The sequence below is a fragment of the Sphingobium bisphenolivorans genome, assembly GCF_000412635.1.
GTDB classification, from domain to species: Bacteria; Pseudomonadota; Alphaproteobacteria; order Sphingomonadales; family Sphingomonadaceae; genus Sphingobium; species Sphingobium bisphenolivorans.
Genome location: NZ_ASTG01000017.1, coordinates 61,849 through 78,349 on the forward strand (window position 1 = coordinate 61,849; position 16,501 = coordinate 78,349).

Sequence of the window (16,501 nt, forward strand, 5' to 3'; positions counted from 1 at the left end):
ATAAGCATCATGGTCATGCAGTTCCCCAAGCTCGGTCTGCGGCGCGCGATCATCGATCGCCGGGCGATTTCCGATCGCATCAACGCGCTGGCGCAGGAGCATCGCGGCAATCAGATGAAGCTGCGCGGCCTCATCGTGAAGGAGCTGAAGGAGGCGCTCGACGCCGGGCGCGCGGACGTTGCCCGACGCCTTGAGCAGAAGCCGACACGCGGGCGGGAAGCGGTCACCGCCTTCGCCTTCCTGATCGACCAGATATTGCGCCTGCTCTACGACGCGACCACCCATCACCTTTATCCCGCGAGTAACCGCAGCACCGGCGAGCGCATCGTGCTGCTCGCCGTGGGCGGCTACGGTCGCGGCGAAATGGCGCCGCACAGCGATGTCGACATCGCCTTCATCACCCCGTGGAAGCCGACCGGCTGGACCGAGCAAGTCATAGAATCCATGCTCTATTCGCTCTGGGACCTGGGCCTGAAGGTCGGCCACAGCAGCCGGTCCATCGACGAAAGCATAAGGATGGCGAAGGCGGACCTCACCGTCCGCACCGCATTGCTCGAAGCGCGCTATATCTGGGGCGACCGCAAGCTTTACGAGGAAGCAAGCAAGCGCTTCGATGAAGAAGTGATGCAGGGCACCGCCCGCGCCTTCGTCACCGAAAAGCTGGAGGAACGGGACGAGCGGCACAAGCGCATGGGCGACAGCCGCTATGTGGTCGAACCCAATGTGAAGGAGGGCAAGGGCGGACTGCGCGACCTTCACACGCTGTTCTGGATCGGCAAATATGTGAACCGCGTGAAATCGGTGGACGAACTGGTCGATGTCGGGCTGCTGACCGAAGGCGAACTGCGCCAGTTCCAGAAGGCGGAGGATTTCCTGTGGGCGGTCCGATGCCACCTGCATATGATCACCGGCCGGGCCGAGGATCGGCTGACCTTCGACCTGCAGCTGGAAACCGCCACCCGCATGCACTTCACCGGCCGTGCGGGGCGATCAGGCGTCGAGCGCTTCATGCGCTATTATTTCCTCAACGCGAAGACGGTCGGCGACCTAACGGCGGTGTTCCTCGCGCACCTGGACGACCAGATGGCGGAGCGCGGACGGCGTTATATCCCGAGCTTTTTCCGCCGCCCCAAGAAGCTGGACGGCTTCGTGCTGGATCGCGGCCGGCTGGCGCTGCCCAGCGACGATTTCTTCCAGGCCGATCCGGTGCGCCTGATCGAGATATTCCAGCTGGCCGACAAGCACGGCCTTGCCATCCATCCCAGCGCCATGCGCGCCGCCAGCCGCGACGCCAGCCTGATCACTGCCAAGGTCCGCCGCGACCCGCGCGCCAACGCCGCCTTCATGGACGTGCTGACATCGACGCGCGATCCGGAAACCGTGCTGCGCTGGATGAACGAGTCGACCGTCTTCGGCCGCTTCATCCCCGACTTCCGCCGTGTCGTGGCGCAGATGCAGTTCGACATGTACCACCATTATACCGTCGATGAGCATACGATCCGCGCCGTCGGACTGCTCGCCCGCGTGGAAAAGGGCGAACTCGAGCAGGATCATCCGCTGTCGACCGAGATCATGGGCCGGCTGATTTCCCGCCGCGTCCTTTATGTCGCCGTCCTGTTGCACGACATCGCCAAGGGCCGCGGCGGCGACCACAGCATCCTGGGCGCCGAGGTGGCCGAGCATCTCTGCCCCCGCCTGGGCCTGACCGCGGCGGAGACGGAGACTGTCGCCTGGCTGGTGCGCTATCACCTGCTGATGTCGGCCACCGCCTTCAAGCGCGACCTGGCCGATTACAAGACGATCCTCGACTTCGTGGACGTGGTGCAGAGCCCCGAGCGGCTACGCCTGCTGCTCTGCCTGACCGTGGTGGACATTCGGGCGGTCGGCCCCGGCGTCTGGAACAGCTGGAAACGGCAGCTGCTGAACGATCTGTACGAAGCGGCGGAAGAAGTGCTGCGGCTCGGCCACAAGCAGAAGGGACGCAGCGAACGGGTCGCCGCCAAGCAGGAAGCGCTGAGGCAGGCGCTCGGTCTGCCGGCGCGAGAATTCGAACAACTGAAGAAGCGCCTGCCCGAATCCTACTGGATCGCAGAGCCCGAGGATATCCTGATCCACAATGCGCAGCATATATTGGCGGCGGGCGATTCCCCGCTCTCCATCGCCGCGCAATATTATCCGCAGCGCGGGGCGACGCTGGTCACGGTCTATGCCGCCGACCATCCGGGGCTGTTCTACCGCGTTGCGGGCGCGATTCACCTCGCCGGCGGCAACATCATCGACGCACGCATCCACACCACGCGCGATGGCGTGGCGATCGACAATTTCCTGGTGCAGGACCCGCTGGGCGGCGCCTTCCACAGCCCCGATCAGTTGGGCCGCATCCGCCGCGCGATCGAGGATTCACTCGCCAACCGGCATCGCATGATCACCAAGCTGGAGGCGCGCCCGCTGCCGCGGACTCGCGCTGAAGCCTTCCGCATCGAGCCCAATGTGCTGATCGACAACAAGGCGTCGAACCGCTTCACCGTGATCGAGGTCAATGCCCGCGACCGGCCGGCGCTGCTGTTCAGCCTGGCGAATGCGCTGTTCCAGTCCAAGGTGACCGTTCACAGCGCCCATGTCGCCACCTATGGTGAACGCGCGGTCGATACCTTCTATGTCACCGACCTGCTGGCCGGCAAGATCGAGAGCAAGGCGCGGCTCCAGACGCTGGAGCGGCGGCTTTTGGAAGCGGCTGGAGGCGAAGTGGCCGAAGCTCTGGAGCGAGCTTAGATTGCTCCGTCATTCCCGCAAAAGCGGGAACCCATCTCCCACGCTCGCACCAAGCACCTTCTAACGAAAAGGAATTCCCGCCTGCGCGGGAATGACCTCACACAATCTCCATGATGTCGCCAGGCGCGAGCAACGGCAACAAGCGCAGCATGTCCCCTCGCTCGATTGCGACACAGCCTGCCGTCGGACGGCCTTCCGACAGGTGAAAGAAGATCGCGCTACCCTGGCCCGGCACCGGCGGCGCGTCATTATGGCCCAGCACGACCATCACGTCATAGGCATCATCGTCCCGCAGCAGGCTCTCCGCCGAAGAGGCACGCGGCAGATGGACGGGCCGATTATAGGCTGGATCGGCAGGATCGTCCGACCAGCCGTCCCCCTCCCTTACCCAGCGCCACGGCAGGCGGATGCCGCTTGCCTCTGCCTTGCCCGGCCGCAGCAGAACGCCGCGGACCGGCCAACGGCCGAGCGGCGTGCAGCCGTCCCCTTCGCGCTTCGCTTCCGCGGCGCATGGACCGCCGCGGCCGATCGTGCAGGGCATGTCGATGCCGCCAAAGCTCAGGCGCCCCGCGCCGCTATCGACGCGGATCACGCTCACAGCTGATGACCGGTCCGGTCGCGCTTGGTGGCAAGGTAGCGCTCATTATGCGGGTTGGCGGGCAGAATGATGGGCAGCCGCTCTAGCACGCCGATGCCTGCCGCTTCCAGCCCCGCAACCTTGTTGGGATTGTTGGTCAGCAGGCGTACTTCATGCACGCCGAGCAGCGCCAACATGCGCGCCGCCACCGAAAAATCGCGCGCATCGATCGCGAAGCCCAGCCGCACATTGGCGTCCACCGTGTCGAAACCCTGATCCTGCAAGGCATAGGCGCGCAGCTTGTTGACAAGGCCGATGCCCCGCCCCTCCTGCCGCAGGTAAAGCAGCACGCCCCATGGCGCGTCGGCGATCTGGTGCAGGGCCTGATGCAGCTGTGGGCCGCAATCGCATTTCAGCGAACCCAGCACGTCGCCGGTCAGGCATTCGCTGTGCAACCTGACGACGGGGGGAGAGCTGTCCCGCTTGCCAACGATCAGGGCCACATGCTCGCGCGGTTCATCGGGGCTGCGGAAGGCCACGATCTCCGCCGTTTCGCTGGCCGACACGGGCAGGCGTGCGCGGGTCGCGATGGCGAGGTGCACCGCATCGTCATAGGCGGCTATCTCCTCGGCGCTCACCTCCGCCTCCACTTCGCCGTCCGCCGTGACGAAGAAGGCCGGCAGGATTCCCGCCAAGCGCGCGAGCCGCAACGCTGCCTTGGCGGCCTCCGGCGCGGCGAGCGGCTCTGCGGTGAACGGCCCCTTGAGCGGCGAGGCAAGGTCGAGCACCGGGTCCGAAATCGCCGTCGCCACGTCGGCGTCGATCCACGGCACGCGCGCCACCAAAACGGGCATGTCGGGATCAGCGGCCGCCCGCTGGTTCGCGAGCTTCAGCGTCTGCGCCCGCGCCGCAGAGATCAGGATGTCCGCCTCCCCCGCCGGGTCGAAGGCCGCGAGAGTCACTTTGTCGGCGCCCTCCACCGCCATCAGCCGCATCGCACCATCGGCCGCGCGCAGCGACACGGCCCAGCCGCGCCGCAGCGCGTCGATCGCCCGGGCCGCAGCGCGACCACTCATGACTGCCCCCGCGTCAAAAGGCGAACTCGGTGATGATCGGGATATGATCGGAAGGCTTGAGCCAGCCGCGCGCGGGTTCAAGCACGCGATGGCCGACCGCCTTGTCGGCCACGTCCCGCGTCATCCACATATGGTCGAGGCGCCGGCCCCGATCCGATTCTGCCCAATCCTTTGCGCGGTAGCTCCACCAGGTGTAGAGCCGTTCGGGCGCCGGATAGAATTTGCGGCCGATATCCACCCAGTCGTTCGACGCCTGGAGCCGCCCCAGAATCTCGCATTCGACCGGCGTGTGGCTGACGACGTTCAGCAGTTGCTTGTGGCTCCAGACATCGCATTCCATCGGCGCGATGTTGAAGTCGCCGGTCAGAATGGTGGGCTTGTCCTCCAGCGCGGAGGACCACTGGATCATGCGCTCCAGAAAGTCGATCTTCTGGCCGAACTTCGGATTGAGCTCCCGATCGGGAATGTCGCCGCCCGCAGGCACATAGACATTCTCGATCCGCACCCCATTGTCGAGCCGCACACCCACATGCCGCGCTTCGCCATTGGCCTGCCAATCCAGCCGGTCGTCCTCATGGATCGGCACCTTGCTCATGATCGCCACGCCATGATGCATGCGCTGGCCGTTCAGCACCTGATGACCATAGCCGAGCCGGCGGAACATCTCGGTCGGGAAAATCTCGTTCACGACCTTCGTTTCCTGGAGGCAGAGGATGTCCGGTGCCTCCTCAGTGAGGAAGCGCTCCACGATGTCGAGCCGGGCGCGAACGCTGTTGATGTTCCAGGAAGCGATGCTGAGGGTCTGCGCCATGCTGATCCCCTAAGTTCCTCCGCCTCCATGCGCAAGAGTCAGCGCTTCGTGCGGTACTTGGCATCCAAAGTAAGACCCCCGCTCCGGGGGCATGGAACGGGGGTCTCGATCGCGCCCTTGAAGCGCTTTGCGGCGAAAGCGGGGGGGCCGGGTAACAGGGGGGAAATCCCGGTCCGTCTCGCGCCGTGGAGTCCTGTTTAGAGCCGCTCATATGAGCCTTAGATGAACGATGCCGAAAACTTCTCAGCCCATCGCACGGAGGAGGCGGTTCATCCGCCTGCCGATCGCCCCTTGGGCCGTGGGTCGGTCCAACGGAAGGCGGAATCGGCTACCGCCACGCCATAGCGTTGGTTGCTGAGCCGCACTGCCGTCCGGTTGTTCTGCGAATCCAGCGCCACCCAGCCATAGAGCTGCAAGCCCGCCGGGCTGGCAGCGTCGCGCTTGAAGATCATGGTGATGGTGCCGAATTCAGGCCGCCTGGGATCGCGCGCCTGGACGCTCAGCACGCTGGGATCGCCGGTCTGCACGACCTTGCCGAATTTCGACAGATCCTTCTTCGGGTCGATCAGCGCGCCTAACGGCGAATTGCCGATCGGCCAGCGCTGGACCTGCCGCACCTCATAATCGATCATGGTGAGCGCGCGGCCGTCGCCGACGATCAGCAGGGGCACGCCCTTCTGATATTGGAAGCGGATCTTGCCCGGCTGCTTGAGGGTCAGCTTGCCGCTCAGCGTCTGGCCGTTGCGATCCGTCTGCGTGAAGTCCGCCGTCATGGTCGTGACCGCGCGGATATAGGCGTTGACCTGCGACAGATCGCCTGACTGACCCTGCTGGGCGGCAGCCGGGATCGCAGGGATGGCAAGCGGCACGGCGACGGCCAGGAGGAGGGGCGCAAGGGTGCGCTTCATGCAATCTTCTCCGATAGTTGAGAATGGAAAGCCTAGATGGTGCGGCTTGAACACGCTGTGAACCCGCTCGTTCCACAAAGGCAACGGCTTTCGCACCATCGGCCCGATCAGAATATGTGCAGGAAAATGGGGGGAGAGCCACGGTGAAACACTGTGGCTCGATCCCCCCTGCGCATCCGCCTCGCCTGTGCCGGTCTCTCCGGCGGCCCCTCTCCAAATTTATTTTTTTGGCGCGGCGGCAACGACATCTGCTTAGCCCGGTCAAATGGCAAAAAAAAGGCTGATCCGAAGACCAGCCTGAAAGTTTTTAGGAGAGGATGCCTGAAAGGCAGGTCCCTCTTCCGGGAAAATCGGGCCGCGGGCAAATGCGAATGAACGACTAGCGATTGCGTTTTTCGCAATCGTGCCCGGAAATCAGCCATTTCGACCAAGAAACCGATGTTACTGCTGTGCAGCCGGCCAGCTTTCCCTAAGGTAAAGTCCATTGCAGAACGAAATGGGCAGTGGCTTTCGGGCATCAGGTGAAATCAAAAATTTTGGCTCAAGCTAAAGTGGGTTGCCATTTTCGTCGCGCAGCACTTCGCGGCGACCGACATGATTTGGCGGGCCGACCAGCCCCTCCTCCTCCATTCGCTCGATCAACCGGGCGGCGCTGTTGTAGCCGATACGGAGCTGGCGTTGCAGCCAACTGGTCGACGCCTTCTGGTTTTCGAACACCAGCTGGCAAGCCTTGCGGAAGAGCTGCGCGTCGGGGCTGTCATCGCCCAGGTCCACGCCATCAAGCGCGAAGCTGCCTTCCTCCGGTTCCTCGGTAACGGCGGCGATATAGTCGGGCTGCCCCTGCGCGCGCCAATGGTCGGCGACCACCCGGACCTCGTCGTCCGATACGAACGGACCATGGACGCGCATCAGCCCCTTGCCGCCATGCATGTAGAGCATATCGCCCTTGCCCAGCAGCTGCTCGGCGCCCTGTTCGCCCAATATGGTGCGGCTGTCGATCTTGCTGGTCACGAAGAAGCTGATGCGGGTTGGCAGGTTCGCCTTGATGACGCCGGTGATGACATCGACCGAGGGACGCTGCGTCGCGAGGATAAGGTGGATGCCCGCCGCGCGCGCCTTCTGCGCCAGCCGCTGGATCAGGAATTCGACTTCCTTGCCCGCCGTCATCATCAGGTCGGCGAGCTCGTCCACCACGACCACGATCTGCGGCAACGGCTGGAAATCCAGCTGCTCCTCCTCATAGATGGGCTTGCCGGTTTCAGGGTCGTAGCCGGTCTGGACCCGGCGGCCGAGCGGCTTGCCCTTGGCCTTCGCCGCACGGACCTTCTCATTATAGTTGGCGAGGTTGCGGACGGAGATCGACGCCATCATGCGATAGCGGTCCTCCATCTGCTCGACCGCCCATTTAAGCGCCCGGATCGCCTTGCTCGGCTCCGTCACGACGGGCGAGAGCAGATGCGGAATGTCGTCATAGGTCGACAGTTCCAGCATCTTCGGGTCGATCATGATCAGGCGCAACTGGTCCGGCGTCATGCGATAAAGCAGCGACAGGATCATCGCGTTGAGCCCGACCGACTTGCCCGAACCGGTCGTGCCGGCGATCAGCAGATGCGGCATCGGCGCCAGATCGGCGATGATCGGCTCGCCGGAAATATTCTTGCCGAGGATGATCGGCAGGGTCGCTTCCTGCCTGAACTGTTCCGAGGTGATGAGCTCGCGGAAGGACACGCCTTCCCGGTTCGCATTGGGCAATTCGATGCCGATCACCGTCCGCCCTGGAATGGTCGCGACACGCGCCGAAAGCGCCGACATGTTGCGGGCGATGTCGTCGGCCAGCGCGATCACCCGGCTCGCCTTGATGCCCGGCGCCGGCTCCAGCTCGTACATGGTGACGACCGGCCCGGGACGCACCTCGACGATATTGCCCTTCACATGAAAGTCGTCGAGCACGCTTTCCAGCAGGCGCGCGTTGCGCTCCAACGCTGCCTTGTCGATCTTCTGCCCTTGGCTCGCGGGCATCGGATTGAGCAGGTCGGGCGACGGCAGCGAGCCATGGCCGAACAGGTCGTCCTGGCTGACGGGCGCCATGGCGCGCTGCACCGGAGCGGGCTTGGGCGTCTGGATGTTGATCGGCGGCTTGGGTTCGTTGGTGACGGTCTTTCGCGGCGCCGCGGGGCGCTCCACCACATCCTCCTCATCCTCGACATCCGCGATCGCGCCTCCGCCCGGCAAGGCGAAGGCCGGCTTGGGCAGGCTGAGCTTGGGAAGAGACGGCCGCCGCAACGCGATGATCGGCTTTTCAAGCGCGAGGCTGCGATACCAGACGACCGCCCCGCCGATCAGGGTCAGCACCATCAACACACCCGTGATCCAGCCCTGCGCTGCGGGCGCTTGCGCGGCCAGGCTCATCACGCCCCGCGCCGTCACCAGCGCGACGATGCCGCCCCAGCCCGCAGGCAGGCCGACGAGGGGATTGGTCTGAAACAGCGCGAGCGCAATCCCCAGCAGCGTGATCCCGGCGAAGCATTTGCCGAACTGCGCCTTCCACCCGCTCATGTCCTGATCGCCCCATAGTCGCCGCGCCGTGATCGCCATCAACGGCAGCACCAGGGCGACAGGCACGCCGAACAGCCACAGCAGGAAATCCGCTGCCCACGCACCCGGGGCCTGCATCACATTCTGCACCTGATCGCCGGCAACCGTGTTCATCGACGGATCGCTAGGCTGATAGCTCAGCAGCGCAAGCGCAAGGAAAAGCGTCGCCAGCATGAGAGCGATCGCGCCGATCAGCGCCCCGCTGCGCATCACGCTGCGCTTCAGCATTTCCCTCCATTCCGGCGTGCGGTTGGCTCCGCGGCTGACAGCCATCGCGTCAATGTCCCCCAAATGTTCCGTTTCGGCACAATGCGCCGGGTAAGGAGTCCCCGTCAAGACTCGCGCCCTTCGGCTCGTCCCGATGGACTCCGCGCGGCGGCGCCATCATGTCACGCGACGGACGGCTCAACCTGCGGCGTCTCCGCCGGCCGCGCCCTTGCTGCGATCAGGCAACCGGCGACGATCAGCACCGCACCCACGACGGTGGTCAGCGTAACCCGCTCTCCAAAGGCGAGCCAGCCGACGATCGCGGCCCAGATGAAGGCGCTATATTCGACTGGTATCAGATATTGCGCCTCCGCCCGCGCATAAGCCCAGGCGAGCGCGACGAGAGAGGTGAATGCAAGGATCGCGGCAAGGCCGATCAGGAACCAGGAGGTTGCAGGGGGAAATACCGGCCATAAGCCGGTCGGCGCCACGGCGACCGCCACAAAGGCACCCAACATGACGAGATGCTGAAAGAAGGCGACCTCGATCGGCGAGGCCAATTGCGCCTGCTGACGTTGAAGTATGAGGTTCCACGCAAATAGCACAGCGGAAAACAGCACCGCGCCAGCACCGAGAAGCGCGTCCAGATCATATCCGCCGCTCATGCGCGCCGAAACGATCACGGCCACGCCGACCAGCCCCAGCAGGGACGCGCCGACGGCCCGTCGCCCGACACGCTCCTTGAGCAACAGCGCCGCGAGGTAGAGCGCGATCAGCGGCGCGATGAAGGACAGGGCAATCGATTCAGCCAGCGGCAGGCGCATGATCCCCCAGAAAAACAGGCTCGCCATCAGGGCGACGACCGTGCCGCGCAGCATGTGGAGCCGCAGCACGCGCCCTCCAGGCCAGCGCTGCCGGGTCAGCAGCATCAGCGCCAGCCCCAGCAGGCTGCCGGTCACCGCTCGCCAGAATAGGGCATTGTAGAGACCGATGGAGAGGCTGAGCCCCTTCATCGTCGCGTCCATGATCGAGAATAGAGCGACGCCAACGCAGCAGACGGCGAAAGGGATCGCAAGCGCACCGGATTTCGTCATCGGTCTGGCAAGCGGCCTATTCCGCCGCTTCCGCCTTCCCCGCGTCGGTACATTCGGCTTCCAGTTTTTCCGCCTCGATCTCCGCTGCCTTGGCCTCGACCAGCTGGACGATATGGTCGATCATCCCCTCGTCCTGGATCGTGTGGTCGGTCAGGCCGGAAAGATAGACCATATGCTTGCCGGCGCCCCCTCCGGTGAGGCCTATGTCGGTTTCACGGGCCTCTCCGGGACCGTTCACTACGCAGCCGAGGACGGAGAGCGAGAGCGGCGTGTGGATATGCTGAAGCCGCTCCTCCAGCGCCTGGACAGTGCGGATCACGTCGAAACCCTGCCGCGCGCAGCTGGGGCAGGATATGACCTTGACGCCGCGCGTGCGAATACCGAGCGACTTCAGTATCTCGTAGCCGACGCGTACCTCCTCCTCCGGCTCGGCGGAGAGGGAGACGCGGATCGTGTCACCGATCCCGGCCCACAGGAGGTTGCCGATGCCGATCGCGCTCTTGACCGTGCCGCCGATCAGACCGCCGGCCTCGGTGATGCCAAGGTGCAGCGGGCAATCAACGGCCTCTGCCAGCTGCATATAGGCGGCGACTGCCAGGAACACGTCGCTGGCCTTCACCGCGACTTTATATTCGTGGAAATCCTGATCCTGCAGCAGCTTGATATGATCGAGCGCGCTTTCGACCAGCGCCTCGGGACAGGGCTCGCCATATTTTTCCAGAAGGTCCTTTTCGAGGCTTCCGGCATTCACGCCGATGCGGATCGAGCAACCATTGGACTTGGCCGCATCGACCACTTCCTTCACCCGCGCTTCGGACCCGATATTGCCGGGATTGATCCGCAGGCAGGCAGCGCCGGCATCGGCGGCTTCCAGCGCGCGCTTGTAATGGAAGTGGATGTCGGCGACGATCGGCACGCGGGCGGCGCGCACGATCTGCTTGAGCGCGGCGGTCGATTCCTCGTCCGGGCAGGACACGCGGATAATATCGGCGCCCACCTCCTCGCAACGGCGAATCTGGTCGATCGTCGCCCGCGCGTCGGACGTCGGCGTGTTCGTCATCGTCTGCACCGTAACTGGCGCGCCGCCGCCCACAGGGACATTGCCGACCATGATCTGTCGGCTCGTCCGGCGGGCAATATCGCGCCAGGGACGCAGGCCTGGATTATGGTCGGACATGAAAAGGGGGCTCCATGGTGATGAAGCCCCTATAGTGATTAATAGTGACGGTTAGAAGCGCGGCGTGTCAGAATCGCGCGGTGACGGACGCGGCGATCTGGTCCGCATTGCCGCTCGCCTGCGAGAGCGTGGTCGTGGTCACCGTCGCCGGCGCTGGATAATAGCGGTCGGGACGGATCAGGTTGGCCTTCGCCACGAAGACATGCGCATAGCTGAGATTGAGCGCGAGATGGGGCGATAACGCAAACGTCCCGCCCGCCGACAGCCATGACCGGTCGCCGTCGGGCACGCGGGTCGTCAAATGCTGCGGATTGGTGGGCGTCCGATCGAACATCGTGCCTGCGCGCAGAGTCAAGGAAGGGCTGACATCATATTCGCCGCCAGCGCTGACGCTGTAGCTGTCGCGATAATCCAGTTCCTTGGTCGATGTGCCGCCAGGCGTCGTGATGCTGATGCCCCGGAACACGGACCAGTTATACCAGCGCGCGGTGATCATCGCGCGTAAACGGGGTGTCAGGCGATGCATCAGGCTGACGGTGACGATATCCGGCAAGGCGACCGGCGCGGCGGCGGGAACCGTCCCATTGGCGGCCGCGATGGGACCCAGCAGGCCGGAGATGGTCTGGCTGCCCCTCACGTCATGCTTGATGCCCGAACGATAATGCAGCCCGACATTGGTATCGCCGCTGGTGTAGAAAATGCCGGCGTTCCAGCCGACGGACCAATCGTCGCCCTTCACACTCGCCAGACCGTCAGCAAGAGCAGGCGACGGCGACAGCTGCGGCAGCGCGTTGGTCAGAGTCACCTTCACATATTGCACATCCACGCCGCCGCCGATCGCCAGGCGATCGCCCAGGCGGAAAGCGGCGGAGGGCTGGATATGGTAAGTCTTCAGGTCGGTGTGGAGGGAGTCGTATCGGCCGAAGAAGCCGTCGTCATAGTCGAGCTTCAGGCCGAATGGCGCGTTGACCCCCAACCCCAGCCAGAGCCGGTCCGTGACCTGCCCAGTGGCATAGAAGCTGGGCACGTAAATGACGCTGGCGAAGGGATTGCCGCCCGAATTGCCGGTGATCGGCACCGTTGCGCCAGGAAGCGTCGGAACGCTGCGATTGCTTCCCCGGTTGCTCTGTCCTGCCGAAGCCAGAAGAGCGACGCCGCCCGCCGACACTTGGACGCCGGGAAGCTGCGTCATCGCCGCCGGATTGAAGAAGAGGGTCGAGGGATCGTCCGCCGACGCAGCGCCGCCCGACAGAGCGCGCCCCGTTTCCTTGGGCGACTGTTCCTGAAGGTAGAAGCCGCCTGCCGATGCCGGGATAGGGAGGGCAGCTGCACCGAACAGCATGAAGCTGGCAAGGACGGGGCGGCTCACAACCATAGATTTCCTCTTTCGATACACCTTAGCCGCGCTGGTGATCGTCCAGCCGGCGAGCCATGCCAATAGAGGCAGGATGGTTAATTTATCGTTCGGAAGGCTTGCGACCGCCCGAAACAGAGCAAGCAGTGCAAAAAAAAGCCGCCCCGAAGGACGGCTTGGAAGTTTTTAGGAGAGGATGCCTGAAAGGCCTGTCCCTTTTGCAGAGCACGGCGCTTTGCTGCAAATGCGAAAGGAACAAGCATGGTTGCATTTTGTGCAACCTTCCTTCCTCTTCCAGCTTTCCGTAACGGATTTCGACAGATCAAGCGGCGAAAATTCTTTAATCTTTCCGGCTGATCCCCGAAAGGGAAAGCTGCCGATCGACTTCGGCGAGCAATCGATCGAGCACGGCGCCGTCCCGCCCTTCGGCGCGCACCACCAGCAAGTCCTGCGTATTCGAAGCGCGGAGCAGCCACCAGCCATCCGCCGTCGTGACGCGAACACCGTCCGTTTCGTCGAACATGGTCCCGGAGGCACGCAGTCGGTCGCGAACATCCTTCACGACCGCGAAGGGCCGTCCTTCTGGCGCCGCTATCCGAATTTCCGGCGTACTGGCGAGTTCAGGCATCGCTGTCCGCAGATCCGTCACGCTCTTGCCCAATCTGGTGAGCGCGCGAATCAGCCTTACTGCGGCATAGAGTCCGTCGTCGAACCCATAATAATCGTCAGCGAAGAAGATATGGCCAGTCATCTCACCCCCGAGCGGACTGCCTGTTTCCTTCATTTTGGATTTGATGAGACTGTGCCCCGTCTTCCACATGATCGGCGTTCCGCCGGACGCCCGCACAAGATCGAACAGCGCCTGGCTGGCCTTCACATCGGCGATGATGGCGGCGCCGGGCCGGTCCCGCAGCACCACATCAGCGAAGATGCCCAATAGCTGATCGCCCCAGATCACACGGCCCTTGCCGTCAACCGCGCCGATGCGGTCGCCGTCGCCGTCGAAGGCCAGTCCGAAATCGAGCTTCTTCGAAAGGACAAGCTCGCGCAGATCGGCCAGATTCTCCTCGACAGTAGGATCGGGGTGATGATGGGGAAAATTTCCGTCTATCTGGGTGAAAAGCACATGATGCTCACCCGGCAGGAGCTTGACGAGCTTGTCCATCACCGGTCCTGCCGCGCCATTGCCCGCATCCCAGCCGATCCGCCAGGCCGCGCCATCGAAATCCTGGACCAGCCGGGCGGCGTAGCGGTCCATGATGGCGACGGTTTCAACCTTGCCCGAACCGCTGGTCCAATCTCCAGCCGCCGCAAGTACGCCAAGCTGCCGAATATCCTCGCCGAAGAAGGGGCGATGCTGAAGAACAAGCTTGAAGCCATTATGATCGGCGGGATTATGGCTGCCGGTTACCTGAATGCCGCCGCTCACGTCGAGAACCGCTTCGGCATAATAGAGCATAGGCGTTGGACCGAGGCCGATGCGGATGACATCCGTGCCCGATTCCTGGAGCCCGCGTACCAGCGCCTCTTCCAGCATCGCTGAACTCAGCCGGCCGTCATAGCCGACCGCGAGGCGGGATCCCCCTGCCCGCTTGACGATGGTGCCAAAGCTGCGGCCGAGCGCATAAGCGTCCGCCGCATCCAGCGTTCGGCCCACCACGCCGCGCATGTCATATTCGCGTAGAAGCGTCTGATGAAAGCGGTGAGCCATGCAAATGCGCTTCCTTCTGGTCAGTCCCGCCGGTTCGCTTCGCTGATGAGCAGGTCGCGCGCCGCATTGATCTGGGCAGCGAGCGCCTGAGTACCACCCCTGTCCGGATGAACCGAGGCGATCAGGCGACGGTGCGCTGCGCGGATCGCCTTGCTGTCGGCGTCCGGCCCAACGCCCAGCAACTGGCGCGCGTGAACGATATCCTGCGGCGAGGGCTCGGCCGCCGGACCCGCCGGCTTGCGCTTGGCCCTGGCAGGCTGGCCCTTCGCGAAGAAGAAGAGCGTCGCCCCTATCAGCATGGGCGCGCCGACCAGCGGCTTGCCCTTGGCCGCCATGACCGCGCCCACCAGCGCAACCCCCAGCGCCATCCCGTCCTTCGCGCTCATGCGTTGCAGTCGTCCCGTCCAGGTCAGCCAGGCGGCCAGCGCCATCACCAGAAAGGCGAGCAGACCCATCAGGCCGCGCCGAGCAGATCCACCGGCTGCGCTTCCTCGCCAGTCGGCAGCGCGAGGCTCGACACCATCTCGCGCAGTTCCTGCCGCGCGGCGATGTGGCTGACGCCGAGATCGCCCAGTTGCCCCTTGTCGAGCAGGGTCAGGCCGGAGGGGAAGAGTTCGCGGAAGATGACGCGCTCCGAGAGGCCGGGAATGACGCGGAAGCCGACGCGGCGGGAGAGTTCCATCAGCGCGTCGCCCACGCGCTTCTTGTTGCGCGCGTCATGATGCTGGACGCGGTTGCGCAGCACCACCCAGTCGATCGACACGCCGTCCGCCTTGGCGCGGGTCTTGCGCGCCTCGAAGATCAGTTCGGAATAGAAGGACAGGCGGCGCACCCGGAAGGTTTCGGCGTCGACCTGACCGATCAGATCGAAATCGACGAAACTGTCGTTCATCGGCGTCACCAGCGTGTTGGCGCGAGCGGCCATATGACGGGCGAAATCATCGTCGCGGCCGGGCGTATCGACGACCAGGAAGTCCTTCCCTTCGGCAAGGGCGGCTGCCTCCTGCTCCAACGCCTCAACCGTGTCGCCCTTGAACACCGCGAAGTCGGGAATCGGCAGATCGATGCCGCGCCGACGCGCGGTTTCGGCGCGGTTCTCCATATAGCGGGTGACCGTGCGCTGGCGCGGGTCGAGGTCGATGATGCCGACCTTGTGGCCCAGGACCGTCAGCGCGATCGCCGTGTGGACGGCCGTGGTCGACTTGCCGGTCCCGCCCTTTTCATTGGCGAAAACGATATGGTGGGTTTGGGCGTTCGCCATCGGACCTTGATTACCCCGTTAATTGTCGCAATGATTCTTGACCGAACAAAACGGTCATGGCTTAGCAGGAAATTCCCCTGCCCATGCCTTTATCGGAGCCCCTCGTCCCGTGCAAACCCTCCGTGATCTGACTGCTCTCAGAGACGCCGTCGAGGCGCTGAAAAGCGATGGAAGGCCGCTGGCACTTGTTCCGACCATGGGCGCGCTGCATGACGGGCATATGGCGCTGGTGGAGGAGGCGCGGCGCCATGCCGGACATGTCGTGGTATCGATCTTCGTCAACCCCCGGCAATTCGGTGCCAACGAGGATCTCGATTCCTATCCGCGCCGTGAGGCGAAGGACGCGCAGATGCTGCAGGCGGCGGGAGTCGACATACTCTGGGCACCGGGCGTGGAGGTCATGTATCCGCAAGGCTATGCCACAAACATCGCTGTTTCCGGCGTGACAGAAGGGCTGGACGGCGCCGCACGGCCGGGGCATTTCGATGGCGTGGCGACCGTCGTCACCAAATTATTCAATCAGGTCCAGCCGCACGTCGCGCTGTTCGGCGAGAAGGACTATCAGCAGCTCGCCGTCATCCGGCAGATGGTGCGCGACCTGGATATCCCCATCGACATCATCGGCATGCCCACCCAGCGCGCCGAGGACGGGCTGGCCCTCTCCTCCCGCAACGCCTATTTGACCGAGGAAGAACGCAAGGACGCCCTGGCCCTCCCCCGTGCGCTTGGGGAAGCGGCGCGCCAGATGGAAAGGGGCGCGGCGGTCGAAGGCGCGCTTGCCAAGGCGATAGCCATGCTGGCGGCGCACGGCTTCGATCCGATCGACTATGTCACCTTGTGCGATGCCGTCACGCTGGAGCCGATGACGGTGCTGGATCGCCCTGCCCGGCTGCTCGGCGCCGCCAGGCTCGGCCGTACGCGGCTGATCGACAATATCGCGGTCGATCCGGTTTAAGCT

13 protein-coding genes are annotated in these 16,501 nt (G+C 64.2%); 2 read left to right on the forward strand and 11 right to left on the reverse strand.

Features of this window, described 5'->3' with window-relative positions:
* Positions 1–9: 9 nt before the first annotated feature.
* Entirely contained in the window at positions 10–2,772 is a 2,763-nt protein-coding gene (locus L858_RS0113075; protein WP_022683600.1) for a [protein-PII] uridylyltransferase, read from the forward strand.
* Between the two features lie 97 nt (positions 2,773–2,869).
* On the opposite strand, the gene L858_RS0113080 is transcribed toward L858_RS0113075, so the two are convergent.
* The 11 genes from L858_RS0113080 to L858_RS0113130 all read right to left on the reverse strand — a co-directional run bounded on the left by L858_RS0113080 (position 2,870) and on the right by L858_RS0113130 (position 15,543).
* On the reverse strand, positions 2,870–3,370 hold the full coding sequence (locus L858_RS0113080; RefSeq protein ID WP_022683601.1) for a L,D-transpeptidase family protein: 501 nt from the start codon (positions 3,368–3,370) through the stop codon (positions 2,870–2,872).
* A complete protein-coding gene (gene ribA, locus L858_RS0113085) occupies positions 3,367–4,425 on the reverse strand; it encodes a GTP cyclohydrolase II (RefSeq protein WP_022683602.1) in 1,059 nt (352 codons plus the stop codon). Before ribA ends, L858_RS0113080 begins: the two co-directional genes overlap by 4 nt.
* 13 nt (positions 4,426–4,438) lie before the next feature.
* The gene (gene xth / locus L858_RS0113090) at positions 4,439–5,236 is read right to left on the reverse strand and encodes an exodeoxyribonuclease III (RefSeq protein ID WP_022683603.1); all 798 of its coding nucleotides are present in this window, start codon (positions 5,234–5,236) and stop codon (positions 4,439–4,441) included.
* 269 nt (positions 5,237–5,505) lie between these two features.
* The gene (locus L858_RS0113095; protein ID WP_022683604.1) at positions 5,506–6,144 is read right to left on the reverse strand and encodes a LolA family protein; all 639 of its coding nucleotides are present in this window, start codon (positions 6,142–6,144) and stop codon (positions 5,506–5,508) included.
* A gap of 546 nt (positions 6,145–6,690) precedes the next feature.
* Positions 6,691–9,012: an FtsK/SpoIIIE family DNA translocase gene (locus L858_RS0113100; protein WP_028056102.1), complete on the reverse strand. Its 2,322-nt coding sequence runs from the start codon at positions 9,010–9,012 to the stop codon at positions 6,691–6,693.
* 116 nt (positions 9,013–9,128) lie between these two features.
* On the reverse strand, positions 9,129–10,040 hold the full coding sequence (locus tag L858_RS0113105; protein ID WP_022683606.1) for a DMT family transporter: 912 nt from the start codon (positions 10,038–10,040) through the stop codon (positions 9,129–9,131).
* Between the two features lie 16 nt (positions 10,041–10,056).
* Positions 10,057–11,217: a flavodoxin-dependent (E)-4-hydroxy-3-methylbut-2-enyl-diphosphate synthase gene (gene ispG, locus L858_RS0113110; protein WP_022683607.1), complete on the reverse strand. Its 1,161-nt coding sequence runs from the start codon at positions 11,215–11,217 to the stop codon at positions 10,057–10,059.
* 67 nt (positions 11,218–11,284) lie between these two features.
* A complete protein-coding gene (locus L858_RS0113115; RefSeq protein WP_022683608.1) occupies positions 11,285–12,592 on the reverse strand; it encodes an OmpP1/FadL family transporter in 1,308 nt (435 codons plus the stop codon).
* A 319-nt stretch (positions 12,593–12,911) separates the two neighbouring features.
* Positions 12,912–14,282: a phosphoglucomutase/phosphomannomutase PgmG gene (pgmG, locus tag L858_RS0113120; protein WP_022683609.1), complete on the reverse strand. Its 1,371-nt coding sequence runs from the start codon at positions 14,280–14,282 to the stop codon at positions 12,912–12,914.
* A gap of 20 nt (positions 14,283–14,302) precedes the next feature.
* The gene (locus tag L858_RS0113125) at positions 14,303–14,737 is read right to left on the reverse strand and encodes a J domain-containing protein (RefSeq protein ID WP_022683610.1); all 435 of its coding nucleotides are present in this window, start codon (positions 14,735–14,737) and stop codon (positions 14,303–14,305) included.
* Positions 14,737–15,543 (reverse strand): division plane positioning ATPase MipZ, encoded by an 807-nt coding sequence (locus L858_RS0113130; protein WP_022683611.1) that lies wholly within the window; start codon positions 15,541–15,543, stop codon positions 14,737–14,739. The genes L858_RS0113125 and L858_RS0113130 overlap by 1 nt, the downstream gene beginning before the upstream one ends.
* A 109-nt stretch (positions 15,544–15,652) precedes the next feature.
* On the opposite strand from L858_RS0113130, the gene panC reads away from it, so the two are divergent.
* Complete coding sequence (gene panC, locus L858_RS0113135) at positions 15,653–16,498, forward strand: pantoate--beta-alanine ligase (RefSeq protein WP_028056103.1); 846 nt, start codon at positions 15,653–15,655, stop codon at positions 16,496–16,498.
* Positions 16,499–16,501 lie beyond the last annotated feature (3 nt).

Coding starts and splice junctions, on each gene's coding strand:
- L858_RS0113075 (WP_022683600.1), top strand. CDS start 10: ATGGTCATGCAGTTCCCCAAGCTCGGTCTGCGGCGCGCGATCATCGAT.
- ribA (WP_022683602.1), bottom strand. CDS start 4,425: ATGAGTGGTCGCGCTGCGGCCCGGGCGATCGACGCGCTGCGGCGCGGC.
- xth (WP_022683603.1), bottom strand. CDS start 5,236: ATGGCGCAGACCCTCAGCATCGCTTCCTGGAACATCAACAGCGTTCGC.
- L858_RS0113095 (WP_022683604.1), bottom strand. CDS start 6,144: ATGAAGCGCACCCTTGCGCCCCTCCTCCTGGCCGTCGCCGTGCCGCTT.
- L858_RS0113100 (WP_028056102.1), bottom strand. CDS start 9,012: ATGGCTGTCAGCCGCGGAGCCAACCGCACGCCGGAATGGAGGGAAATG.
- L858_RS0113105 (WP_022683606.1), bottom strand. CDS start 10,040: ATGACGAAATCCGGTGCGCTTGCGATCCCTTTCGCCGTCTGCTGCGTT.
- ispG (WP_022683607.1), bottom strand. CDS start 11,217: ATGTCCGACCATAATCCAGGCCTGCGTCCCTGGCGCGATATTGCCCGC.
- L858_RS0113115 (WP_022683608.1), bottom strand. CDS start 12,592: ATGGTTGTGAGCCGCCCCGTCCTTGCCAGCTTCATGCTGTTCGGTGCA.
- pgmG (WP_022683609.1), bottom strand. CDS start 14,282: ATGGCTCACCGCTTTCATCAGACGCTTCTACGCGAATATGACATGCGC.
- L858_RS0113125 (WP_022683610.1), bottom strand. CDS start 14,737: ATGGGTCTGCTCGCCTTTCTGGTGATGGCGCTGGCCGCCTGGCTGACC.
- L858_RS0113130 (WP_022683611.1), bottom strand. CDS start 15,543: ATGGCGAACGCCCAAACCCACCATATCGTTTTCGCCAATGAAAAGGGC.